Annotated in this window: 22 protein-coding genes; 8 read left to right on the plus strand and 14 right to left on the minus strand. The window is 60.9% G+C overall.

All coding sequences use genetic code 11. The annotated features are described in order from the left end of the window. The first annotated feature begins 490 nt into the window (after nt 1-490). The gene (locus NP503_RS29760) at nt 491-1,315 is read left to right on the plus strand and encodes a Ku protein (RefSeq protein ID WP_127266477.1); all 825 of its coding nucleotides are present in this window, start codon (nt 491-493) and stop codon (nt 1,313-1,315) included. Nucleotides 1,316-1,465: 150 nt separating this feature from the next. On the opposite strand, the gene NP503_RS29765 is transcribed toward NP503_RS29760, so the two are convergent. Further along, on the minus strand, nt 1,466-1,846 hold the full coding sequence (locus tag NP503_RS29765) for a hypothetical protein (protein ID WP_164748699.1): 381 nt from the start codon (nt 1,844-1,846) through the stop codon (nt 1,466-1,468). Nucleotides 1,847-2,311: 465 nt separating this feature from the next. Between NP503_RS29765 and NP503_RS29770 the strand changes: the two genes are divergently transcribed. Beyond that, nucleotides 2,312-3,478, plus strand: coding sequence for a beta-glucosidase (locus NP503_RS29770; RefSeq protein ID WP_127266478.1), 1,167 nt, complete (start codon nt 2,312-2,314; stop codon nt 3,476-3,478). Nucleotides 3,479-3,553: 75 nt separating this feature from the next. On the opposite strand, the gene glf is transcribed toward NP503_RS29770, so the two are convergent. Together glf and NP503_RS29780 are read right to left on the minus strand one after the other, a co-directional pair. Further along, complete coding sequence (gene glf, locus NP503_RS29775) at nt 3,554-4,696, minus strand: UDP-galactopyranose mutase (RefSeq protein WP_127266479.1); 1,143 nt, start codon at nt 4,694-4,696, stop codon at nt 3,554-3,556. A 2-nt stretch (nt 4,697-4,698) separates the two neighbouring features. Beyond that, nucleotides 4,699-5,871 carry a glycosyltransferase gene (locus NP503_RS29780; protein WP_127266480.1) on the minus strand — a complete coding sequence of 391 codons (1,173 nt, stop codon included), beginning with the start codon at nt 5,869-5,871 and terminating at the stop codon, nt 4,699-4,701. Nucleotides 5,872-6,227: 356 nt separating this feature from the next. On the opposite strand from NP503_RS29780, the gene NP503_RS29785 reads away from it, so the two are divergent. The 4 genes from NP503_RS29785 to NP503_RS29800 all read left to right on the plus strand — a co-directional run bounded on the left by NP503_RS29785 (nt 6,228) and on the right by NP503_RS29800 (nt 9,529). After that, nucleotides 6,228-7,145, plus strand: a complete 918-nt coding sequence (locus tag NP503_RS29785) for a hypothetical protein (RefSeq protein WP_164748700.1) — start codon at nt 6,228-6,230, stop codon at nt 7,143-7,145. A 552-nt stretch (nt 7,146-7,697) separates the two neighbouring features. Beyond that, nucleotides 7,698-8,306 (plus strand): hypothetical protein, encoded by a 609-nt coding sequence (locus NP503_RS29790; protein ID WP_127266481.1) that lies wholly within the window; start codon nt 7,698-7,700, stop codon nt 8,304-8,306. Nucleotides 8,307-8,357: 51 nt separating this feature from the next. After that, nucleotides 8,358-8,693, plus strand: coding sequence for a phage holin family protein (locus NP503_RS29795; RefSeq protein ID WP_236383248.1), 336 nt, complete (start codon nt 8,358-8,360; stop codon nt 8,691-8,693). Beyond that, nucleotides 8,690-9,529: a DUF3618 domain-containing protein gene (locus tag NP503_RS29800; RefSeq protein ID WP_127270405.1), complete on the plus strand. Its 840-nt coding sequence runs from the start codon at nt 8,690-8,692 to the stop codon at nt 9,527-9,529. Before NP503_RS29795 ends, NP503_RS29800 begins: the two co-directional genes overlap by 4 nt. A gap of 78 nt (nt 9,530-9,607) precedes the next feature. On the opposite strand, the gene NP503_RS29805 is transcribed toward NP503_RS29800, so the two are convergent. Genes NP503_RS29805 through NP503_RS29850 form a run of 10 tightly spaced genes read right to left on the minus strand, consistent with a single transcriptional unit; the run spans nt 9,608 to nt 19,090 of the window. After that, a complete protein-coding gene (locus NP503_RS29805; protein ID WP_127268124.1) occupies nt 9,608-10,024 on the minus strand; it encodes a cytochrome c family protein in 417 nt (138 codons plus the stop codon). After that, nucleotides 10,005-10,883, minus strand: a complete 879-nt coding sequence (locus NP503_RS29810; RefSeq protein WP_127268123.1) for a cytochrome c oxidase assembly protein — start codon at nt 10,881-10,883, stop codon at nt 10,005-10,007. Before NP503_RS29810 ends, NP503_RS29805 begins: the two co-directional genes overlap by 20 nt. After that, the gene (locus NP503_RS29815) at nt 10,880-11,206 is read right to left on the minus strand and encodes a hypothetical protein (RefSeq protein ID WP_236383249.1); all 327 of its coding nucleotides are present in this window, start codon (nt 11,204-11,206) and stop codon (nt 10,880-10,882) included. Before NP503_RS29815 ends, NP503_RS29810 begins: the two co-directional genes overlap by 4 nt. A gap of 16 nt (nt 11,207-11,222) precedes the next feature. Then, nucleotides 11,223-11,828 carry a cytochrome c oxidase subunit 3 gene (locus NP503_RS29820; protein ID WP_127268121.1) on the minus strand — a complete coding sequence of 202 codons (606 nt, stop codon included), beginning with the start codon at nt 11,826-11,828 and terminating at the stop codon, nt 11,223-11,225. Continuing rightward, nucleotides 11,825-13,795 (minus strand): cytochrome c oxidase subunit I, encoded by a 1,971-nt coding sequence (ctaD, locus tag NP503_RS29825; protein ID WP_127268120.1) that lies wholly within the window; start codon nt 13,793-13,795, stop codon nt 11,825-11,827. The genes NP503_RS29820 and ctaD overlap by 4 nt, the downstream gene beginning before the upstream one ends. Continuing rightward, nucleotides 13,792-14,805 (minus strand): cytochrome c oxidase subunit II, encoded by a 1,014-nt coding sequence (gene coxB / locus NP503_RS29830; protein WP_236383250.1) that lies wholly within the window; start codon nt 14,803-14,805, stop codon nt 13,792-13,794. Before coxB ends, ctaD begins: the two co-directional genes overlap by 4 nt. Beyond that, nucleotides 14,802-15,335: a c-type cytochrome gene (locus NP503_RS29835; protein ID WP_127268117.1), complete on the minus strand. Its 534-nt coding sequence runs from the start codon at nt 15,333-15,335 to the stop codon at nt 14,802-14,804. Before NP503_RS29835 ends, coxB begins: the two co-directional genes overlap by 4 nt. After that, nucleotides 15,332-16,201 carry a substrate-binding domain-containing protein gene (locus tag NP503_RS29840; protein WP_127268116.1) on the minus strand — a complete coding sequence of 290 codons (870 nt, stop codon included), beginning with the start codon at nt 16,199-16,201 and terminating at the stop codon, nt 15,332-15,334. The genes NP503_RS29835 and NP503_RS29840 overlap by 4 nt, the downstream gene beginning before the upstream one ends. Then, on the minus strand, nt 16,182-18,062 hold the full coding sequence (locus tag NP503_RS29845) for a methanol/ethanol family PQQ-dependent dehydrogenase (RefSeq protein WP_127271841.1): 1,881 nt from the start codon (nt 18,060-18,062) through the stop codon (nt 16,182-16,184). The genes NP503_RS29840 and NP503_RS29845 overlap by 20 nt, the downstream gene beginning before the upstream one ends. Further along, on the minus strand, nt 18,059-19,090 hold the full coding sequence (locus tag NP503_RS29850) for a heme-binding protein (RefSeq protein ID WP_372958894.1): 1,032 nt from the start codon (nt 19,088-19,090) through the stop codon (nt 18,059-18,061). The genes NP503_RS29845 and NP503_RS29850 overlap by 4 nt, the downstream gene beginning before the upstream one ends. A gap of 442 nt (nt 19,091-19,532) precedes the next feature. On the opposite strand from NP503_RS29850, the gene NP503_RS29855 reads away from it, so the two are divergent. Both NP503_RS29855 and NP503_RS29860 read left to right on the plus strand, forming a co-directional pair. After that, a complete protein-coding gene (locus NP503_RS29855) occupies nt 19,533-20,576 on the plus strand; it encodes a LacI family DNA-binding transcriptional regulator (RefSeq protein ID WP_127268546.1) in 1,044 nt (347 codons plus the stop codon). Between the two features lie 38 nt (nt 20,577-20,614). Next, nucleotides 20,615-21,028, plus strand: coding sequence for a heme-binding protein (locus NP503_RS29860; protein ID WP_268931180.1), 414 nt, complete (start codon nt 20,615-20,617; stop codon nt 21,026-21,028). Nucleotides 21,029-21,069: 41 nt separating this feature from the next. On the opposite strand, the gene NP503_RS29865 is transcribed toward NP503_RS29860, so the two are convergent. Then, nucleotides 21,070-22,101: an L-idonate 5-dehydrogenase gene (locus tag NP503_RS29865; protein ID WP_127268548.1), complete on the minus strand. Its 1,032-nt coding sequence runs from the start codon at nt 22,099-22,101 to the stop codon at nt 21,070-21,072. Nucleotides 22,102-22,116 lie beyond the last annotated feature (15 nt).

Here is a 22,116-nt window from a genome sequence, read left to right on the forward strand (position 1 = left end):
CGGAATGTCGACTGAGTTGCTATGTCTTGGAGGAATCGGCCGATGACCTACGGGGAATAGTTGGCAGGGCTTGGGACGCCAGAGTAGCACGGCTTCGCCGTGATACTATTCGGTCCGGGAACGTGATTACCGTTGCAACTCGGGTATAAATTGCGCCATGTTCACAACAAGTCCTCCAGGCTTAATTGTAGCATTCCCCTTATGCCGGTAGCGTATGCGTCAGGTCATTCGGCCCACGCTTGTGTCCAGTTAAGGTCGGCACGGTCACTCAACCCGAGCTTGGTCCGCTTGATCCTGCCGACTCCCTTACGCGAACGCTTTTTGTCGCACTGAGCCAGAGCTCCGATGCATTTGAAGCACCCTTGAGCACCTCGTGTGCTTGTGAAAGCAACGTCTGCTCCTGCGATCGGGTGGAAAGACGCCGGCGCACGTCGCGGAACAGAACCGTGTGCCTGACGTTGTGCCGAGATCGAGGTCTAGGAGAAACGGCATGGTTGCGCCACGCGCTGTGTGGAAGGGCTTTCTGAGGGTCGGTTCCGTGTCATGCGGGGTGAAGATAGTTGGTGCCACAAGTGAGGCATCCAAGATCCACTTCAAGATTTTGAACCGCAAGGACGGTTTACCCGTCAAAAGCGCTTATGTCGATGAAGAGACCGGCGATGTTGTCGAAGCCGAGGATCAGATCAAAGGGTATGAGGCGGACAAGGGTGATTTCATTCACGTCGAGCCGGACGAGATAAAGAAACTGAAACTGACGTCGCAGCATACACTTGACATCGATTCCTTCGTTCCGGTTGCCGAAATCGACACACGCTTTCTGGAGAAGCCATACTACTTGATCCCGGCAGACGGTGCCTCTCTGGAGGCCTTTGCCGTCCTGCGCGATGCGATGGCCAAGAAGCGCGTTGCGGCACGCTCCTGCGTCGTACTTTATCAGCGCGGGCGCGAAGTATTGATACAGCCCCTTGGAAAAGGGATGTTGCTGACCGAGCTACGGACCCACAATGAGATGACATCGGAAGACACCGTCTTCAATGACGTGAAAAGCCCAAAATACGATGCGGATCTGCTCGAAATCGCGGGGCTTCTCATCGACAAGAAAGTAACAAAGTTCGATCCTTCGAAATTCGAGGACACCTACGAGGATGCGTTGATTGCCATGATCGACGCCAAGCGCAAGGGCAAAAAACCGCCGAAACCAGCGCCGAAACCCAAGGAGAACGTGGTCGACCTGGCCTCGGTTCTCCGAAAGAGCCTCGCCAAGGAAGGCATCGGCCAAGACCGGCCAAAGGCCAAGAGCCGCAAATCAGCATAGTCAAAGATAGCGATCACCAACGCGGCGGTGCTGAAAAGAACCAGTGCAATTGCAGTGCTAGGTTAGAAGCGTACTGGGTGTGAGCAAAGTTCATGTTGGCGCCGAAGCGATGCGCGATAAAGAGGCGCAGGCCCAACGGCCGCTGGATCTTCAGGCCGTGAGCCCAGCCTCACGCCTCAAACGTTGAAGCCGTTCGCTCGGCACTCGACGCCGTGCATGCTGCCCGTCGGAGGCGTGAGCGTTGACCGCGCCTTCATCTACAGTGACTGGCAAAGGTACGATCGTCACAGCCGGCACCATATCCCTCCATAGAGCTTGCGGCTTGCTCGGGACTGCGACTGATTCATGCCGATCGTCGGTGCGTTGCGATGGCACTTGGTAGGAAGGGTCTGCCCTGATCACCGGCTCCAGATCGTGGGGGAAGTTCGGCGCATGGACGGGCAGTGCTTCGGCCGAATTTTCGCCCTTTTGAGTGATGGCCGGAAGCATTTCAGCGATCTCGATCAGGATATCTTTGACCAGATGTCTCATCTGTGCGCCCGCCCGCTGCGGCCATTGCTATGGCGATCAAACTTGCTGAGGCAACCAATGTTCCCGCTTGAAGCGAATGACGGGCTTTACCGGGAAAGATCGGCGGAGCGGCTCCTGAGATACTCCAGGCGACGTCGCTGCGATCCTCTCGCCTGGCATGATCGATGTCGGAAAGTCGAATTTGAACGTACTGTTCCTTGCCTTCGTCGGAGCGGTGGATGATCCGATGACGGCTGTGTGCCTCGCCCCCCGACTTCCCTTGCCAGCTTCTTCCCTGGCTGCTGTCTGGCCTCCGGTGGGTTCGATCGGGAACAAAGGCTCGACCATCCGGTTTGGTACCATCCCGTTAAGCACAAGACTAATGTGCAGCCTGACGGATGAGAGACGGCTGCCGGATTGCTATGGCTGTTCCCGATCTGCATTCGGCAGCCGAGATTGAGCCCAAATGCCCTAAGGAGACTTCGCATGAGCGAAGCAGGACACAGCGCAGGCAATGAGGTGACTTCGATTGCGGGCACGTCGCCGTTCGCCAGTTTTTTCATGGCTGGCTTCGAGTGCTCGTCGCACCGGCGCAAGGACGGCGTTCGCCTCGATCTTATCCGCGCGACGTCGCATTATTTGCATGCCCTGGGCGACTACCGCAGTTGCGCCGAACTCGGTCTTCGTACCATCCGCGACGGCTTGCGCTGGCACCTCATCGAAACCGCTCCTGGAACCTATGACTGGTCAAGCTGGACGCCGATGGTCGAAGCAGCGCAATCGGCAGGTGTCCGGATCATCTGGGACATCTTCCACTACGGATCTCCCGACCATGTTGATCAGGGATCGATGCATTTCATCGATGCCTATGCCTCGTTCGCCGCGGAAGCTGTGAGGGTTCATCGTTCAATCGCCGGTACAGCGCCTCTGTTGTGCCCGATCAACGAAATTTCGTTTTTCGCCTGGGCTGTTGAGGTCGGCTATTTCCCCCGCGTCGGCCCGAAGAGGCGGGGATGGTTCAAGCGGCACCTCGTGAAAGCAGCAATAGCCGGCGTTCGCGCGATGCGGGAGGTCGATCCCGCTTGCAGATTTGTCTGGGCCGAGCCGCTTATCCACATCGCTCCTCGCGACCGGACCCGCACCGAACGGCGCCGGGCCGAAAATGCCCGTCAGGGACAGTTCGAAGCTTACGACATGCTGCTGGGCCGGGCCGAACCTGAGCTGGGTGGGAGCGAAGATGTCGTCGACGTCGTTGGCTTGAATTTTTATCCACACAATCAGTGGTACCTAAACGGGCCGACGATTCCGATGGGGCATCACGAGTACCGTGCCCTATCGGAGATGCTGATCGAAGTCGCGCATCGATACAGCAAGCCTATGTTCATCGCCGAGACCGGCTCCGAGGGGTCTGGCGGGCCGGCTTGGCTCCACTATGTCTGCGACGAGGTGCGTGCCGCAGAAAGCCTCAAAGCCCCGATCGAAGGTATTTGCCTTTACCCGGTAACCGCCTATCCGGGCTGGGACAATTCGCGGCATGCGGAGGTGGGATTGTTTTCAGTCGTCCAGGCGGACGGCAGCCGACACGTCCACAAGCCCGTCGCGGACGAATTGGCCCGCCAGCAAGCTTTGTTCGCGGCGAACCCGACGCGTTAAATACATGAGCTGCACGAGGGACTGCGCGAGCGCCTGTCGGCCCCGCGCCGATGCTCCCGGGTCCAGGTGGGGGAGCTACAGCGCCCCTTCGGCCAACGACGCATTCCCCACGCCCGCCCATTCCGGGACGCTCTTTTGAATGCGTGCGAAGGTTGCCAGGGCCTGCCCGACCACCTGATCCATGTTGTAGTAGCGGTAGGTTGCCAGGCGGCCGACAAACCACACGTCGGGACAGGTTGCGGCGAGCGCTTCGTAGCGCTTGTAGAGCTCTTCGTTTTCGGCCCGCGGCACCGGATAGTACGGGTCCCCGATATCGGTGGGATATTCGTATGTCAGGCTGGTCCGCACGCTCCGTTGGCCGGTCAAATGTTTGTATTCGGTGATGCGGGTGTAATCTTCCGTCTGGGGGTAGTTGACGACGGCAACCGGCTGAAACTGCTCTTGGTCGAGTGTGACGTGCTCGAAACGGAGCGAACGATAAGGAAGACGCCCTAGCTGCCAGCCGAAATATTCGTCGATCGGGCCGGTATAGATCAGGCGGTTGAAGGGTATCTTGTCACGAATTTCGCGGAAGTCGGTCTGCAGCATGACCTTGATGTTCGGGTGACCGAGCATGCGCTCGAACATCCTCGTGTATCCACCGGCAGGCATCTTCTGGAAGCTGTCGCTGAAATAGCGATCATCGCGGTTGGTCCTGGTCGGCACTCGTGCCGTCACTGATTTGCTCAGCTGGTTCGGATCGACGCCCCATTGCTTCCTTGTATAACCACGGAAGAACTTCTCGTAGAGCTCGCGTCCCACGGTGCTGACGACAACATCCTCGGCCGTTCGCACGTCCTCTACCGTCTCGCGCCGCGATGCGAAGAACTCCTCCAACTGTGCGGAATTCAACTCGAGGCCATAAAGGCGGTTTATCGTGTCGAGATTGATCGGGATGGGAAGCAGTTTCCCGTCAACCGCCGCCAGAACCCTGTGCTCGTATGTGCGCCATTGGGTGAACTGCGAGAGGTAGTCCACGATCGACTGGCTGTTGGTGTGAAAAATATGGGGCCCGTAACGATGGATGAGGATGCCGGCTTCATTGTAGCAATCGTAGGCGTTGCCGCCGACATGGCTGCGGCGGTCGACCAGGAGAACGCTTTCATGACGCTGGGAGGCTATCCTTTCAGCAAGCACGCTGCCGGCAAACCCCGCGCCCACGATCAGCCAATCGAACATGGCTATGCGCTCCTGCGGAGCGGGACGACCTTCTTGCGTCGGTAGGCGCCCTCAATGTGAGCGGCCATGGCCTTCCATGTTCTTTCCCACGACATGTCAGCCAGATAGGCATCGACTTGCGGCAGCAGCATCTCGCGCGGTCGCAAAAGCAGGGAGCGCAGCTTGCTGTCCAAGTCGTCAATGTCGGCGATCTCCACCAGCCCAGCAGCGCCGTAGCTGCGCACAACGTCAACGATTGCCGTCGAGATCACCGGCAGGCCCGCCGCCAGAAACTCTGGCGTCTTGGTTGGGCTGATGAACCGGGTCGCTTCGTTGAGCGCAAACGGCATCCACCCGGCATCCCAATGGCGCAGATAATCGGGCAGGTCGCAGTAGGCCTTCGCGCCCAACCAATGCAGATTGTCGGCCTTCGGCAGGATTGCAGGATCGATTTTGACAACGGGGCCGATCATGACGAAATGCACGTCCGGCATGGTCCGCGCCGCTAGCGCCACGAGGTCGACGTCCAGCCGCTCGTCGATGACGCCGAAATACCCCACCCTCGGGTGAGGAATGCCGGCCTGATCGATGGGGTCCTTTCCTGGCAGCCTTGCCTTGTGAAAGTGTTTGACATCGATGCTGCTCGGAAAGGGGTAAATGGCCTGATGCAGGCGGCGCTTGGTCTCGAACAGGCTCAGGCCACCGGTGAAAACGAGATCGGCGCGGCGCAGAAGTTCCTTTTCCATCTGCGCCAGTTCGGGCGGTGCATTCTTGAAGGCGGAGAGTTCGTCCATGCAGTCGTAGACGCATATGTCTGGGTCAAGGAACTCCGTGAAGCGAAGAGCCATCGGCGTGTAGTACCAGGCGATCAGCCGGCTGTGCGGCATAGAAGCTATGATCTGCTGAACAAATCTCCGCTGGACGGCATCTGATTTCGCGGCCGACGCGCCGAGCGGAAGCACTGGTGTCACAATTAGAATGTTTGGCGACGCCTCGCTCGTCCGCATCAGCGGCTGTGGCAGTTCTTCAAAAACAGGCTCTTCAAAGTAGATCACTCTCTGCTTCATGGATGCAAGAGTGAGGATATGCTGCGGCCGTTGATGAACGAAATTCCATCGCAAATGGGAGAAGCAAACCAGTAGATTTTCCCTGCCAACGTGTTTACTGGCGGATACCCTGCCCAAGGCTGCTTCCATTGAGATGTTCCTTCTCGTAATCTTTGGTTTATGTTACGACTAACATTTGTTAATAGCGGGTCGAGGAGAAATAGACTTCGATGCCAGCTCCTAACTTTCCCGCGCGTGAGTTGTTCCAAGGTGAAGTGAAGTGCTCTCAGTCACCGCTCGGATGACGAATGCGACGACATTTCCGCGGAGCTGAGAACGGCCACCACGCGTCGCCGGGCTTTGAAAGCGTGAGCGACGGGGGAATGTCGGTGGAGAACTGACCTGCCGTATTTGCGTTTAAGTCGCTGGTTATAAAATGTGCAGGACATCAAGTTGATTCGCCCGCATCACTGGCGAGTCCGTGCCAGGCGAATTCCGGGGCTGATATGAAGATCGACTTTTCAACCAATGTTTTTCCGCTGTTTCATCCGCAAAGCGTGGATGATCTCAAAGACCCTTGCCCCGTCTTTGATGGCAGCCTGTGGCACGTCTTCGGCTCGAGCGGCACGGTGACCAGCGAGACGTGGAGGATCCTGCATGCCACGGCGCCGGAACTTTATGGGCCGTGGACCGAGCATCAGTCGATCGAGCTTCCTATCAATGGGAGTGGTGTTGCGGCTCCGGGGGTCATTCACGAAAGTGGCGTCTTTCACATGTTCATCCAGACCGAGTTCATGAAGTCTGGTGGCCGCTGCGAGCATGCGGTTTCCAATGACGGGTTCCATTGGGTGGTTCTTAGCCCGGCAATCCTCGCCATCCCGGACACGGAGGAAGATGGCATTTACGATCCGCATCCCGCAGTTATTGGCGGCAAGCGCTACCTCGTCTATTCCGCCATGCCAAAATTCACCAGGGTGCCACAGCCCGACATCTATCTCGCGCGTAGCCAATCCGATTCATGGTTCGGCCCTTGGAAGCGGATCGGCAAGATCCTCGACCATAATGAAGTTCCTCACCACAACACGAGAGAGGATCCCGACTACGAATGGGGGATAGAGGGCGCACAACTGGTCGAATTGCCGGATGGCCGCGTGCTTCTCAATGCCACTTGCTTTCTCCCGAATGGCCTTCGGGGAAACCGGCAACGCGTGTTTTTTGCCATCGCCGATGATGTTGCTGGACCCTATGTGTCGATGGGACCGGTGCTGGAACCAGGCCAGCCGGGAGAGAACGGCCACTCGACCGTGATGATCGAAGGGGGCCAACTTTCGCTGTTTTACCAAAGCCGGGTCGCCACGACCGATCATCGGTGGCGCTACGGCTTGGCCAGATGCGACGTCGCCCTGTTTTCCAAGGTTGCATGATTTAGGTGTTGCTCGGACGGAACAATCCGTCGGAGCGCGTGCACACGACACCATGCAGCAGTCGCTCGCGGCGTTCGAAGACATGGGCGAACTGAATATCTCTGCTCCTTCCCGCAGGAGAATGAAACATCAGCACGTATTCTATGCCTTCATCCTCGCTTCGTTGAAGGCGTCTAACAGCGCAGGGACGTGCCGGGCGTCCAGAGCGAGCAGATGATCGACAGGCGGACAGCCGAATAGACAAAGGTCAGCCAAAGCCGAGGCAACCGGCGGCCTTCCGCTCGACCCGTGCGCAGTCGGGAGCACAAGGTTTGTACTCGAGCCACTGAAGCTCCGCACGAGGGGCAGCTCAGCTCATTCCTGATTGTTGCGTGCCTGACGAGCTCTCCGTTTCAGCCTGATCATAAATGCTTTCACCTAGTGGAACATCGGAGGTTCCACGAAGTTGGGAAGCCACGGAGGACGTGCACATGAACAGTGTCATCTATCTTATCGGCCTTATCGTTGTCGTGCTCGCGGTCCTCTCCTTCCTCGGTCTTCACTAGGTGGCCCATGCAGCATGAGAACGATCAGGGCGGACAGCCCACCGATTTCGACAAGGCGAAAAGCGACGTTTCCGACAGGCTTCGCCAGGAACAAGAACGTGCCAGCGAGCTGCTTCACGACGCGCGTGACACGGTGACCCGTAAGGCTGGCGATTATGCATCTGAAGCCAGGGATGCGATTTCCGACAAGGCGGAGGAAGCTCAGCGCGACATCGGATCGAGTCTGGCGGCGCTGGGCGGCGCACTGCGCGCGGCCAGTGACCATCTGGCCAACAACGATGAAAGGAACGCATCGAAGTTCGCATTGGATGCCGCCGGTGGCTTGGAGCGGCTTTCATCGTCATTGAAACAGAAACCGTTCGGCCAGGTCCTGGAGGACGTGCAGTCCTTTGGCCGGCAAAATCCCGGTGTCCTGCTTGCCGGATCGGTATTGGCCGGATTGGCTCTCGGGCGGTTCATCAAGGCTTCTCCGCCGGCGGGTCCAGAATTCCAGGATGCTGCGGGAGACCTCAAATCACACACCGATCAGGCACAGGGTTGGTCCGTTGATCGTTCGCAGGATTCGGGCCTCGTCGGCGATGATGGGGCCACGCAGAACGCGGAGCAGGACAGATGAACACCCAGGACAATCCCAGCCTTACCGGACTGATCACCGACTTGGCCCAGAATGTCACCACTGGTGCAAACCGAGGCAAGGCTGTTTCGGGCGGAGCTCTCTGAAAAGCTTGCCAAAGCCGGAGCAGGTGCCGCGGAAGTACTGGGCGGCGCGATTTGCCTGCTCGCCGCGCTATTGGTGTTGCTGCAGGCACTCGTTATCGCACTGACGCGGGCAGGGCTAGGCGCGGGGTGGTCTTCCCTGCTGGTCGGTGTGGTCGTGGCGGTCCTCGGCGTCATCCTGCTGCGGACCGGGATGGCCAGCATGGCGCCTTCGGAACTTACCCCCGACCGGACCCAGGAACAGCTTAAGCGCGACGCGAGCGTGATCAAGGAACAGGTGAGATGAAAGAGAAATCCGCAGCCGAACTTGAACGCGAGGCCGAGGCAGCCCGCGCCCGGGTGATGGAGACCGCCGAATCCATTCGAGGCAAGATGACGCCCGGACAATTGCTGGATGAGTTCACCGGGCTGTTCTCGGGAGGGGAGAGCTCGGCCATGCTCAGCAATCTCAGAACGCAGGTCCGAGACAATCCTTTGCCGGTCACCATGGTGGGCGCAGGTCTGGCTTGGCTGATGTTCGGCAGCGGTACCTCAAACACCCCCCACGGTTCGGCTGGATACTCCATGCCTTCGGCGCCGGGACGACATGATGACGGGGAGCGTGGAGGCCTTGGCAGCACGCTTTCCGATGCCGCCACATCGTTGTCGTCGGCTGCTACCAGCGTCAGCGATACCGTTTCGAGCGCGGCAAGCAACGCCGCCGAGGGTTTGACGGGCAGCACGGCCACTGCAAGATCGGTGACCGGCGAGATGGCGGCGAAAACCACCCGCTCTGCCCAAGAACTGTTTGAGAACCAACCCTTGGCCGTAGCGGCCGCCGGTCTCGCCATCGGCGCCGCCATAGGTGCAATGCTGCCCCATACCGCAACGGAGGATGAGCAACTAGGCGCCTATGGCGACAAGCTTCGCGACACCGCCGAAACCATGCTCGACAGGGGTCTGGATGAAGCCAAGCAGGTCGCCGCCGACGCCTATGAGACCATCAAGCAGGAAGCTGGCCGGAAAAATATGGAAGCAGGCACGATGGCCGATCAGCTCGGCGAGGTCGTGAAGTCCACGGCAGACAAAACCGAGCATGCCGTGCGTGAACGGATTTCCGATCCGTCTCAGCGTCAAACCTAGCTTGAATGATCCTGGATCAACGATAGTCGGTCTCTTCAGAAGGGCCGGCGTTGTTGTTCAAACGGTGAACCGCTCGAGTCATTTCAGAGCGTAGAGGTAAGCCGCGATATCGCGCGCCTGCTGCTCTGTTATCCGGGTCGACGGCATGGCGGTGTGCGGATTGATTTCCCTGGCCGATCGTATCCAGCGGATCAGGTTCTCTGGATTGTTGGCCAGCCCGCCGCCGATAAAGACGCGGTCAGCAAGACTGGCATCCAGGCGAGGACCGACCTGCCCTTGCGCGCCCGGCACGCCCGTAATCGTATGGCAGCCGGAACAGCCATTCGCAGTCATGATCGGCAAGGCCCTCGCAGTGTCACCGCCTGTGGCCGCCTCCGCCTCGTGGCGGACGCGCGCGGCCCGATCGGACCACCAGGTCATTCCGGCCACGGCCGCGACGAGCAGCACCAGCGCGGCGATGACGGCGGCAAGCAGTTTAGACACGCTCGTACGCATGCGCCGCCTCCCTCCTTCCGCTCGCCTTGATCCACAACGCGGCCAGCAGCAGCGCTGCGCCGCCATATATCAATCCAGCCGGAACCCACATCACCAGCCCAGCAAGTTGCTGGTCCTCCAGGGGGCTCAAATTCCACAGTGCCGCTCCCACGGCGTTCTCCGGGTACCAGAGGCGTGGCGAGAGCAACAGGAGAACGCCGAGCAGCCCGGTATGCAGCGAGGTGACAAAGAGGTGCATCACTGCGCTCCCATAGGCATGCTGGCGGCCGGGACGCGGCAAGAGGACCCACCAGAACAGCAGCCCTGTTCCGAAGAAGCTCGCGTGCTGTGCATAGTGCAGTACGCCGCGTTCGAGCGCGGCCTCGAACAACACCGGAATGTGCCAAATCCATATAGCAATGCCGTGGATAATGGTCGCGCTGATCGGCCGCGTTGCGAAGGCCCAGACCACCCTCAGCCAATTGGCGTGTCCGGCAATTCCCAGAACGCGCCGGAACCGGATGGGTAGGCCCCACATCAAGGCCGCAGTCGGGCAGGCAGAGACCAACAGCGGCGCCGCCACGGCCATCAGCAGTTCATGCTCGATCATATGCGCCGCAAAGACCTGCTCGCCGAGCACATGAATCGGGCTGACCAATGCGGCTGTCAACACGCTCCATCCGGCCGTGAACAGCAGAGCCTGGCGCAGCCGCAGAGTCCTGCCGCGGCTGCTGCGCCGCCAAAGCCGGCCAGCGCCAACGACATATATCAGGGCAAGCACGGCGAGTGGCAGGGTGATGGGCAGCGCGAGCGTCCACCCGGCCCCGGGCGCGGCGGCGCCGTAGCAGATGGAAGTAGGGAACAGCGCGTCCAGGTTCATCGCAGGCACTCATCCAGGATCAGCGCCGCGCTGCCTTGCATGAGGATCACAAGCGCAAACAGCAACGCCGACAACATCCCGAGATTGGCGACGAAGCGCTCTGTGCCGCGCGTACGCTCCGGCTTGAATGCGGCACCGCCTCGCTGCTTCGCCCGCCACGACAGCGCCCCGCCGAGCAGCGACAACAAGACGAGCAGCAGCGCCACGGGAAGCACGACCGGCACCTGGCGGTTGCATTGCCAAGGCACCAGCGCATAATTCAGCTGTGTCGAGACCGCCCAGGCCAGCGGACCTGACAGAAGACCACCCCAAGACGTTCCCAACCGTAACGCTCGCATCTCAGCCTAGCCTCGGCGCCCAATAGATGAGCACGTAGATCGGGATCCAGGTCAGGACCACGAAATCCCAGTAGAAGACATTGTCGCCGACATCGCCGAAGCGCCGGCCGCTATAGCCGTGGCGCGTGAACATCAGCACTGTCAGCACGATGGTGTCGCCGACATCGGTTATAAGGTGCGTGGTGTGCAGGCCAAGCAGCACCCAGAGCATCGATCCATAGGCGTTGGTGTCCCAATAGATGTTGAGGGCGGGGAATTCGAACCAGCGCACGACGAGCGGAGCGATGCCGAGCAGCGACATAACCACCAGGCCGATCCGCACCGGAACCATGGAGCATTGCTTGGCGTGGCGGTGGAGGACGTGGTTGGGCACAAGGCTGACGACAAACAAAATCGTCACGATCGTTCCGGGCCAATGGTCAGGCTGCGGTGCGCTAAGCCGCCACGCTGGCCACGACAGCGCAAGATAGAGATATGCGCCCGCTGCCAGCGCGAAACCGGTGCCTTCCAAAGCCATGAAGCCGAGCGTGCCCCACCAGGTGGGGCTGCGCGGACCGTGCCCGAAGGTCGGCAGGCCAGAAAGATCGGCGGCGGCGCGCTGCTTCATTCCTGGTCCTCCGGATCGCCCTTGGGCCAGAACCAACCGATCAACGTGATGGCGATCGGCGCGGCGCCCCAGACGATCGCCCAAGGCGTGAAGATCGAATAGAGAAACGTGCCGCCGACGGCTAGCGCCGCAAAAAGCGGCCAGATCGACGGTGTGGCCGATTTCTCGCGAATATCGGGATAAGCTTCGGCCAAGGTCGAGATGAGGAGTTCGCGCGCATCGACGCGGAGCCCGGTCGCTACAGGGAGCGCCTCGCGCTCGGCCCAGAGCGGCTCGATATGGGTAACCATGGGAATGCGTGCGAAATTATAGCTCGGCGGTGGCGAGGACGTTGCCCACTCCAAGGTTCCTGCGTCCCACGGGTTGTTGCCGGCCAGGGTGCCTTTGAGCGCGCCATGCACCAGATTGAAAGTGAACAGGACAAAGCTCAGGAAAAAGAGCAGCGCCCCGGCAGAGATGAAAAGGTTGATGTTGCCCCAGCCAAGCTCGGCCGGATAGGTGTAGACCCTTCGTGGCATGCCCCATAGGCCGACGAGATGCATCGGGAAAAAGGCCGCATTGAACCCGATGAAGGCCAGCCAGAAATGCCACCGTCCAAGGCGTTCGCTCATCATGCGGCCGGTGATCTTCGGGAACCAGAAATAAGCCGCGCCAAGCAGCGGGAACACCGAGCCGCCGATCAGCACGTAATGGAAATGCGCGACGACGAAATAGGTGTCGTGCACCTGAAGATCCAGTGGCACCGAGGCGAGCATGACGCCGGTTAGCCCGCCGATGACGAAGATGAAGAAGAAGCCGAAGACGAACAGCAATGGCGTCCGGATCACCGGCCGGCGGTCCCAAAGTGTTGCAAGCCAGCAGAAGATCTGCACGCCGTTTGGAATCGCGATCAGCATGCTGGATGCGGTGAAGAAACTGGCGCCGAGCTTAGGCAATCCCGTGGCGAACATGTGGTGAACCCAGAGCCCGAACGACAGGAAGCCGACTGCGATAAGCGACAGGACCAGCCCGAGATGACCGAATGTCGGTCGCCTGGCGAAAACAGGAATGATCGCGGACACCATGCCCGTCGCCGGCAGGAAGATGATGTAAACCTCCGGATGGCCGAAGAACCAGAAGAGGTGTTGGAACAGCAGAGCATCCCCACCTTCCGCCGGGTTGAAGATGTGCGTGCCGACCAGCCGGTCAAGGATCAGGAAAGTCGAGGTGATCATCACCGCCGGCATCGCGAAGATGACGACGAAAGAAGTGACCAGCATCGCCCAGACATAGAGCGGGATCTTGTCCAGCGACATCCCGGGGGCCCGCTGCTTGAACACCGTGACGATGGTTGCCACCGCGACGGCCAGTGACGACACTTCGGTATAGGTGATCATCTGCGCCCAGACATCGGCGCGCTTGCCCGGTGCGAATTCGGGGCCGGACAGCGGCACGTAAGCGAACCAGCCCACATCAGGAGCCATGTTGAGGGCAAACGACACCCAGGCGAAAGCGCCGCCCGAGACGTAGATCCAATAGCTGAACGCGTTCAGGCGCGGAAACGCGATGTTGCGGGTGCCCACCATCAGCGGCACCAGGTAGATCCCGGTCGCCTGCACGATGGGCACGGCGAACAGAAACATCATCGTAACGCCATGCATGGTGAACAGCTGGTTGTAGAGGTCGGGCCCGATCAGGCCGCGTTGCGGTCCCGAAAGCTGGATACGCATGGCGACAGCGTTGAGACCGCCAAGACCAAGGAAGACGAAAGCGGTGATCAAATAGCGTCGTGCGATCACCTTGTGATCGACGCTCGAGAGCGCTCCGACGATGCCGGACGGCGTCCGCCAGGTGCGCTCGAGCCAGCGATGCAGGCTGGCATCATCCATGCCGGTATCGCGGGGGCCGTCACGTTCGGGAGCAAGGTCGCCCTTGGCGGGGTCTGGTTCCGGGATGTGGCGGTCGCCTGTGACATCGGCGCTGCTCATTTCAGCCCCTCGAGATAAGCGACGATTGCGTTGAGCTCGTCGCCGTTGAGATCTGCCACTGGCATGTGGGAACCCGGCTTGATGCCTTGCGGGTCGGCTATCCAGGCGGCGAGATTGCCGCGGCTCATCGTCAGCGTTCCGGCCGCCAATGTTTTCCGGCTGGCGATGTGGGTGAGGTCGGGAGCCACCGTTCCGCCGGCCGGCGTTCCCCCGATCCTGTGGCACATCACGCAGGGGCGTTTGAGGAACAGGTCTGCGCCGGCCTTGGCTTCGCCGCTCGCCGGCGCGCCGGCCGGCTGCAACTGGTCGTTCAGCCACGCATCGAATTTCGGGCGCGGTTCGGCGATGATGAAGGTGCCCATATTGGCGTGCTGCGCACCGCAGAATTCAGCGCATTGACCACGGTAGACGCCCGGCTTGTCGGCCTTGATATCCAACACGTTCATGTGGCCGGGGATAAGATCGAGTTTGCCGGCCAAGCTTGGGATCCAGAAGGAATGGATCACATCGGTCGAGGTCAATAGCAGCCGCACCGGCTCGCCGGCAGGGATATGGATCTCGTTTGCCGTCGTCAGGATACGGCTCGGCGTAGCATCCTCGTAGCGCAACTCCCACCACCACTGGTGCCCGGTCACCCTGATTGTCAGCACAGCCTCCGAGCCTATCGCAGCCAGCGTCCTGTTGGCGAAAAAGCTTAGCAGCGTCAGTCCGATCAGGATGATGGCGGTCAGCCCGACGGCGGACGCGACCACGCGCATCTTGCGGCGTTCGGCCGCTTCGTCGAGTAAGAGGGGTTCATCGCCGGGACGCGATCGCATAACCAGCGGTGCTGCGAGAGCGATCATCACCAGCACCCACACAACCGCGCAAAGCGCGGTGAAGAACCAGATCAGCCAAGCCAACTCGCCGGCTGCGGGGCCTTTCGGATCCAGCGCCGACTGCCAGCCTGCGCATCCCTGCAGAAGAAGCAGGACACAGAGGGCGAAGGCCACCGAGGCCGGGCGCTTCACGGTGATTTGCCCAGTGTCGCGGCATCCGGCAGACGGTTTTCCGAGGGATGCACCATCATGCCGTCATTGCGTTGCGGCGCGGCGGAGGAGGGCGCGTTGCCGCCCAGTGCACGCACATATGCCGCCAGCTCCCATATCTGGTCATCGGGTATCTTCTGGCCGAAGCTCGGCATCCCGTTCGGCCTGCCGTCGCGGATCGTGGCGTGGATGCTTTCGATCGAGCTGCCGTAGAGCCACTTCTCGTCCATGAGCGCCGGGCCCATGCCGCCACCGCCATTGGCATGGCAGCCCGAGCAGTTGAACCAGCCGAACAGGCGTTTGCCCTCGCTCATGTGGAAGGCGTTGGCCTCGAAGCTCGCCGCCTTGTTATCGGTGGGGGAGGGTCGCTGTCCGCCCGGCTCCAACGTGGTCACGGGCGTCGGCTGCTCACCTGAGCCGAGTGCCGATTGCGGTCGCGTGTCGCGCTCCTCGCGCTGGCAGGCGACCAGGGCCAGCGTCAAGGGCAGTAACATCGCCAGAGCCTGCCTCATCGCGCCGGACTCCCGGCCATGTCCAGACGCGGTACGCCGTATTGCGCCAGAACCGCGTCGATCTCGGCCTTGTGTCTGGCAAGCGCGCTATTCACATCGCCACGCAGCGCATCGTCCTCGCGCCGAACACCCATTGAGATGTCGTACATTAGCGGCAGTTGCGGTCCGTCGATGCGAGGCGTGACCGGCGTGATCCGGAGCGACACCTTTTGCCTCTCGGCGAAATAGCCGGCGAGCGGACCCCAAACCACGGCAAGATCGATCTCGCCGTTCGCAACAGCTTCGACGATGCGCGCCGGAGGGTTGGGAGCGGAGTAGTCGCCATAGACGGGGTAGCCGATGAGGTGCCCGACGATGCCGCGGCGGCCAAGCGCCTGGACAGGCGGCGAGTTGGCGCCGTCGTCGCCGATGAGCTGAACACCGATACGCAATTCTTGCAACCGCGGGTCGTTGAAGGAGGCCACGTCCGGGCCGTCCTGGCGGGTTACGAAGACATAAGACGAACGGTAGTAAGGCGTGGTCGTGCGCAGCATTTCGAGATTGGCAGGCGTGCCGGGCACGAGATCGCAAAGGCCTGCCTTCAGCGTGTTGCGGATGAAGCCACGCCGCTGCGCCCACCAAGTGTACGTCAGCTTGGCGCCGAGATCAGTGGCGATAATTTCCGCGATCCTGTTCTCGAAGCCTTGACCGGCCGCGTTGGAAAACGGCATGTTGTTCGGGTCGGCGCACACTCTCAACTCACGTGGACTGGCAATAGCCGGCAAGAGCAACAAGGCGAGCCCGGCCATGCCGATCGCCACCCGTTGGAACGCCTTTCGCGCCGGACGTACGGTCAAGTCCGATCCATCAAGGCAGCCGGAACACATAAAGCGTGCCTCCCGCCGTGGTAGCGTTCTTTAGATCCTTCATCGCGTTGACGAAGCCAAGTGCCGCGGTGGCATCGCGTGGGTCGAGGTCGCCGGAAACGATGGCACCGGCCCAGCCACCGACGCCTGACAGAATTGCGACATATTGGTGCCCATCGGGGCCGCGATAGGTTATCGGCTGGCCGATGATGCCGGACGATGTCTTGAATTGCCAAAGGAGGTCGCCAGTCCTGGCGCTGACCGCCTTGAACCAGCCTTCCATGGTGCCGTAAAAGACGACATCGCCGGCAGTGACGACGGTGCCGCTCCACACCGGAAAGTTCTCCTTCAGGACCCAGGCCGGCTTGGCGGCGGCAACATCCCAGGCGGTGAAGGCACCACGATTGCCGCCCGGCCCGGGGATCATGCGTACGTTCATGCCGACATAGGGCGTGCCTGCGATGTAGTTTACCTCGACGCCTTCTTCATCCATGCAGAGATTGTTGTGGGGGATGTAGAGCAGGCCGGTCCTCGGCGAAAAGGCCGATGGCTGCCAGTCCTTGAGGCCGGACGCTGTCGGGCAAATGTCTCGCACCACCTTGCCGGTGCCGGTTCTCTTGTCGGGGTTTGCAATCAGGCGGCCGGTCTTCAGGTCGACGCCCTTGCTGGAATTGACCGGGCCATAGGCTGTGGCCGACAGCACCTCGCCAGTGGTCCGATCGAGGATATAGAGGTAGCCGTTGCGTTCCGGTCGGACGAGGACCTTGCGCGGCTTGCCTTGCCAGGTCATGTCCAAAAGGATCTGCTCGTTGATGCCGTCATAGTCATGGAGGTCATGCGGGCTCCACTGATAGAACCACTTCGCCGCTCCGGTATCGGGATCACGCGCGAAAATACCGGACGTCCATTTGTTGTCGCCGGGCCGCAAATCCGGATTCCACGGTCCTGGATTGCCTGTGCCGTGGAAAATCAAGTTCAAGTCCGGATCGTAGGAGATCCAGCCCCACATATTGCCGCCGCCGATCTTCCAGGCTTCCGGCGGCCATGTCGTCACGCCAAGGTCTGTGCCCTTGTCCATGTCATAGTGGGGCTTGAAGTCCGGGCCGATCAGCACATCCTTGTCGGGTCCAGTGCCATAAGCCGTCCAGACAATATGCCCGTCTCCGGCATCCAGCGCCTTGACCCAGCCGCGGACGCCCATTTCGCCGCCGGAATTGCCGACCAAAACTTTGCCCTTCACCACCAGCGGAGCCATGGTGATGGTCTCGCCGATGTTGATGTTGCCGATATGAGCGTTCCAGATCGGTTTGCCTGTGTTGGCGTCGAGGGCGATCGTGTGGCCGTCCAGCGTGTTGAAGAAGATGCGCCCGTCGGCGAAGGCCGCGCCGCGGTTGACGACATCGCAGCAGGCCACCCCTTGTGCCGCCGGCTCGGGGTTGGGCTCGTACTTCCACTTCATCGGCGCGCCGGGCCTGGAAAGGTCGAGCGCGTAGACGATGTTGGGAAAGGGCGTGACGATGTACATGATGTTGCCGACAACCAGCGGCGCTGCTTCCTGGCCCTTGTTCACGCCGGTGGAGAAGGTGAAGGCGACCTGCAGGTTCTTGACGTTGCCTTCGTTGATCTCGGTCAGGTCGCTGAAGCGGGTCGACGCGTAGTTCTTGGCCGGCATTGTCCATTGCCCGTCATCGGGTGGCGCGGCGGCGGCGGGCGGCGCAATAGCCGCCGCCGATGGCGGCTCCGAGGCACCGCTCAGGAATGGGCCGCATGCCAGCAGCATCACCGAGAGTATGCAGGTGCGAAAAGAATTCTCGGTCGCCAATGCGCGGGCGCCTCGTCCTGCGTCAACGCGCGCCGGTGCCGGGTGCAGCGTGCCTTTCATTTGTGGATCGAGCCTCCCACGCCGGCGCCGAGCGCCGCCGCGATGTCAGCCTCGGTACCGGCACAAAGCGGATGGCCCCAACCCGAGGCGCTTTTGCCGCCGGGATCGAGATCGTAGACGATGGCGTCCTTGCGATTGGGATTGACCCCGGCGGGAACCTTGTCGAGGCCGAGCGCCGCGCGAACACGCCAGGCGACATTGTGATCGGCGCATGAGGAATCTCCGGAGACCCCGATCCCTCCGACGATGCTCTTGCCGTCATAGAGGGCAAGCCCGCCGCCAAACACAACGACGCCTCCAATCGGCTTGCCGACAAGGGGATCGCTGGCGCTTCCGAACGTTTTGGGATCGCCCGCATAGGCCGCGGCCTGGTTAACCGGATTGGTCTCCTGCAAGCCGAAAAGCGGCCCGCCAGGTTGCGCCCCCGCGTAGAGATTGGCCGTCGATAGGGCCATTTGCGCCAAGCTGAGCCCATTGGCCGTATTGGCCTTCTCTGCCGCGACGAGGCGACTGCCTGGCCATTGGGAATCGGCGGTGGGACCGCTGAAAGCGATCGCGCACACGGCGCCGTCGCGGGCAACGACAGCCGCCCATTCGTTAGTCTCAAAGCCTCCGTTGGCAGGTCCGCCGCTCGCTTTCACATTGGCCTTGAGGACAGCGAGCAGCTTATCGTGGTGGGCCGGGCAGGGCGCCTGTGCCATGGCTTGGCCCTGTGGGGACAGGCCACCCGCCAACACCAGGCCAAAGGCAGATAAGAAAAGCTGACAGCGGTACATTGTCCTGCCCATTGGTTCGAGCATCAAAGAATCATGGAGCACTCTGTCAGACTGGAGAATGCGAGAAAGAATCCGTGATCCAATGCCGTCGATGTCTAACTTGGGCGATGCAGGTATGTTCCTGCTTTTGGAAAAAATGCACAGTTCCCGTCCGGTGAATGGCAAGGTTGCCGTCTGTCCCGCCGGCTGCCGGCTCATCGCACCTAGTAAGCACTTGGCATTATCGGAGAAGCGGAGCGGTTGCGGGACCATACGGACGATCCACCCGGCAATGAGGGGTTAGCGTAGTCCGGAGTGCTTCGTAGTGGTTTTTCGCAGAAAAACCAACGGTTTGCGGTTCATCTCATTCACAATCGGACCCACATTATCAACTGAAGTCTTCGATTGCCTAAGTCGCTGATTTCTTTGGCCTCGTGCAAATCTGGGTGTAAGGGCAGCAGATCCATCTGACGGTGCTTTGACGGTAATTTTCGTACGCGACTCAACGTTCGAGAAAAGAACCGTCACCCAGTGCTCATGACAATACCTAGACACATATGGTCGTTGTCTTGTTCAGATGGTATCGATAACATGTCCTTCGCGTGGAGTTTGATTCCAAGGGGTGGCTCATGATCGATGCAGGACGCCGCAGAGACCTTGTGACCGAACGTCTAGCGCTTCCCTTGGGCAGGCCTCAGCCGGCCGGTGGAGCGGCATGATGGCCAAGGCTGCCTCATCTAGGCCCCTCGAAAGCCATGCGCCAACTATGGTTGACGTGGCGCTGCGGGCAGGTGTGTCCACCATGACCGTTTCACGCGCCCTGAAAGAGGGCAGCCGGGTTTCCAAGGCGACGCGGGAAAAGATCATGGCTGCGGTCAACGAGCTTGGTTACGTGCTCGACCAGTCAGCCGGTACCCTGTCCTCGCGCAAGACTGGATTTGTTGCTGCAATGGTTCCATCGCTCAACAATTCCAACTTCGCCGACACGGCGCGCGGTATTACGGATGAACTGGAGAGCACGGGACTCCAGCTTCTTCTCGGCTACACCGACTACACGGTCGAGAAGGAGGAAAAGCTGATCGAAGCGATGCTCCGCCGACGGCCGGAAGGCATCATAATGACTGGAGGAGCCCATACGGAGCGCGCCCGCCGCCTTCTTGATAACGCGGGCATCCCGGTAGTCGAAACCTGGGAGTTGCCGTCGAAACCCATCGATCAGGTGGTCGGGTTCTCCAACGAAGAGGCGATGGGGCTTCTCGTCAAAACGCTGGCCAGGAAAGGCTATCGAAAATTCGGCTACATCGGTGGCACGACCTCGCGCGACACGCGCGGCAGCCAGCGGCGCGAAGGCTTTGTCCGAGCCATCGAGGAACTCGGCCTGCCGACCGGCCGGCTTGTCTCCTTCGGCGTGCCACCGATCTCCATCGAACAAGGTGGCCAGGCGGTTGTGAGCATGCTGGAACGCTGGCCGGACACCGAGGCCGTGCTCTGCGTTTCCGATCTCTCGGCCTTTGGCGCGCTGATGGAATGCAAGCGTCGTGGAATGCGGGTCCCGCAGGACATCGCCATTGCCGGCTTTGGCGACTATGAGGTTGCCGCCTTCTGCCATCCCGGCATCACAACCGTGAACGTGGACTGCTATGGCATCGGACAACAAGCTGCCCGCAGGCTTATCCAGATCATCCGCGGCGGCGAAAAGAAGCACGAACAGGAAATCATCCTGACCGGGTATCGCGTCGTCGAGCGCGAAAGCACCTGAACTCCTTCAGCAAATTCCAAAACAGTAAAGGCATAGCGATGTTTCGAAAGACCATCAGCCTCACGCATGACGGCGCGTTGAAAGCCGTGGCTGCCGGAGCCGCACGCGCCGTCACGATAGGGGTGCCGCAATGTCTTGTGGTTGTCGATGCAAGCGGCGAGACCATCGCCAGCCTGCGTATGGACGGCGCACGGTTCCTGAGCCTGCACACGGCGCGGGCAAAGGCGCGCACGGCGGCGTCGATCAACGCCGCCACCGGCGGCATGGCGCCCGAAGCAGCAACCTTGGCTGGGATCGCCTCACAGGGCGGCGTGACCAATTTGCCTGGCGGCCTGCCGATCCGCTTCGATGGCCGCCTGGCGGGCGCCATCGGTGTCGGTTCGGGAACCGGCGAGCAGGATTTCGACGTGGCACGCGCCGCGCTGGCGGCGATCGGCGCCGACGCGATTTAAAGGCGATGTGTTGATGCGCTTCCAGCGCATCCGAAGGATCTTCAGAACGCGATCTGGACCTTCATCGACCTGTTGCGGTCACCAGCGATCTCGAAAGCGGTAACCGCCTCGTCGAGCGGATAGATGCCTGATAGCAGCGGTTTGACATCCACCCGGCGGTGGTTGATCAGGTCGACGGCGAGCGCGAATTCCTCGTGAAAACGGAAGCTGCCGCGCATCTCGATCTCTTTGGCGACGATCAGGTTCTGCGGGAGAGACACGTCGCCGCCAAGGCCGAGCTGCATCAGCACGCCGCGCGGCTTCAGCACGTCGAGTCCGGCCCGTGCCGCGCGCTCGTTGCCGGAGCATTCGAACATCACGTCGAAACTGCCCTTTTCGATGTTATAGGCAGCGAGCTTGTCGGCGTCGGTGGCGACATTGATGGTGCGGTCAGCGCCGATCTCCCGAGCCTTTTCCAGCACGGCATCCATGACGTCGGTGACGATGATTTCGCGCGCGCCGTGGGCTCTGGCTGCCAGGATGCAAAGCGCGCCGATCGGCCCGCAGCCGGTGACCAGAACGCGTTTGCCGAGCAGCGAGCCGGCGCGGTTCAGGGCATGCAGCGTAACCGCAAAAGGCTCGGCGAAAGCGGCCTCGTTGATGGAGATATGGTCGGCGATTTTATGACATTGCCACGCCTCCGCGATCAGGCGCTGGCGGAACGCCCCTTGTATATGGGGCATCGGCATGGCGCTGCCATAGAAGCGCATGTTGAGGCATTGGTTCTGCATGCCTTGCAGGCAGTAGCGGCAGGCGTTGCAGGGTCGGCTGGGCGAGATCGCGACGCGGTCGCCGACAGCGAGTGTGGAAACGCCGCCGCCGATGACCTTTACTGTGCCGGCAACCTCGTGGCCGAGGATCATCGGTTCGCGCAGGCGAATCGCGCCGAAGCCGCCATGGTTATAGTAGTGCAGGTCCGAGCCGCAGATGCCGCCGGCTTCGACCGCGATCTCGACCTGTCCGGCGCCGGGGGAGCCCGGATCGGTCTCCTCTATCCGCAGGTCTTTTATCGCGTGGATGACGATCGACTTCATGATGGAATCTCTTTC

It is taken from the genome of Mesorhizobium sp. SEMIA396 (assembly GCF_024518615.1).
Lineage (GTDB): Bacteria > Pseudomonadota > Alphaproteobacteria > Rhizobiales > Rhizobiaceae > Mesorhizobium.

Excerpts from the sequence above, each read along its gene's own strand:
- NP503_RS29760 (WP_127266477.1), top strand. The coding sequence starts at position 491 with ATGGTTGCGCCACGCGCTGTGTGGAAGGGCTTTCTGAGGGTCGGTTCC.
- NP503_RS29765 (WP_164748699.1), bottom strand. The coding sequence starts at position 1,846 with ATGAGACATCTGGTCAAAGATATCCTGATCGAGATCGCTGAAATGCTT.
- NP503_RS29770 (WP_127266478.1), top strand. The coding sequence starts at position 2,312 with ATGAGCGAAGCAGGACACAGCGCAGGCAATGAGGTGACTTCGATTGCG.
- glf (WP_127266479.1), bottom strand. The coding sequence starts at position 4,696 with ATGTTCGATTGGCTGATCGTGGGCGCGGGGTTTGCCGGCAGCGTGCTT.
- NP503_RS29780 (WP_127266480.1), bottom strand. The coding sequence starts at position 5,871 with ATGGAAGCAGCCTTGGGCAGGGTATCCGCCAGTAAACACGTTGGCAGG.
- NP503_RS29785 (WP_164748700.1), top strand. The coding sequence starts at position 6,228 with ATGAAGATCGACTTTTCAACCAATGTTTTTCCGCTGTTTCATCCGCAA.
- NP503_RS29790 (WP_127266481.1), top strand. The coding sequence starts at position 7,698 with ATGCAGCATGAGAACGATCAGGGCGGACAGCCCACCGATTTCGACAAG.
- NP503_RS29795 (WP_236383248.1), top strand. The coding sequence starts at position 8,358 with ATGTCACCACTGGTGCAAACCGAGGCAAGGCTGTTTCGGGCGGAGCTC.
- NP503_RS29800 (WP_127270405.1), top strand. The coding sequence starts at position 8,690 with ATGAAAGAGAAATCCGCAGCCGAACTTGAACGCGAGGCCGAGGCAGCC.
- NP503_RS29805 (WP_127268124.1), bottom strand. The coding sequence starts at position 10,024 with ATGCGTACGAGCGTGTCTAAACTGCTTGCCGCCGTCATCGCCGCGCTG.
- NP503_RS29810 (WP_127268123.1), bottom strand. The coding sequence starts at position 10,883 with ATGAACCTGGACGCGCTGTTCCCTACTTCCATCTGCTACGGCGCCGCC.
- NP503_RS29820 (WP_127268121.1), bottom strand. The coding sequence starts at position 11,828 with ATGAAGCAGCGCGCCGCCGCCGATCTTTCTGGCCTGCCGACCTTCGGG.
- ctaD (WP_127268120.1), bottom strand. The coding sequence starts at position 13,795 with ATGAGCAGCGCCGATGTCACAGGCGACCGCCACATCCCGGAACCAGAC.
- NP503_RS29835 (WP_127268117.1), bottom strand. The coding sequence starts at position 15,335 with ATGAGGCAGGCTCTGGCGATGTTACTGCCCTTGACGCTGGCCCTGGTC.
- NP503_RS29840 (WP_127268116.1), bottom strand. The coding sequence starts at position 16,201 with ATGTGTTCCGGCTGCCTTGATGGATCGGACTTGACCGTACGTCCGGCG.
- NP503_RS29845 (WP_127271841.1), bottom strand. The coding sequence starts at position 18,062 with ATGAAAGGCACGCTGCACCCGGCACCGGCGCGCGTTGACGCAGGACGA.
- NP503_RS29850 (WP_372958894.1), bottom strand. The coding sequence starts at position 19,090 with ATGGTCCCGCAACCGCTCCGCTTCTCCGATAATGCCAAGTGCTTACTA.
- NP503_RS29855 (WP_127268546.1), top strand. The coding sequence starts at position 19,533 with ATGATGGCCAAGGCTGCCTCATCTAGGCCCCTCGAAAGCCATGCGCCA.
- NP503_RS29860 (WP_268931180.1), top strand. The coding sequence starts at position 20,615 with ATGTTTCGAAAGACCATCAGCCTCACGCATGACGGCGCGTTGAAAGCC.
- NP503_RS29865 (WP_127268548.1), bottom strand. The coding sequence starts at position 22,101 with ATGAAGTCGATCGTCATCCACGCGATAAAAGACCTGCGGATAGAGGAG.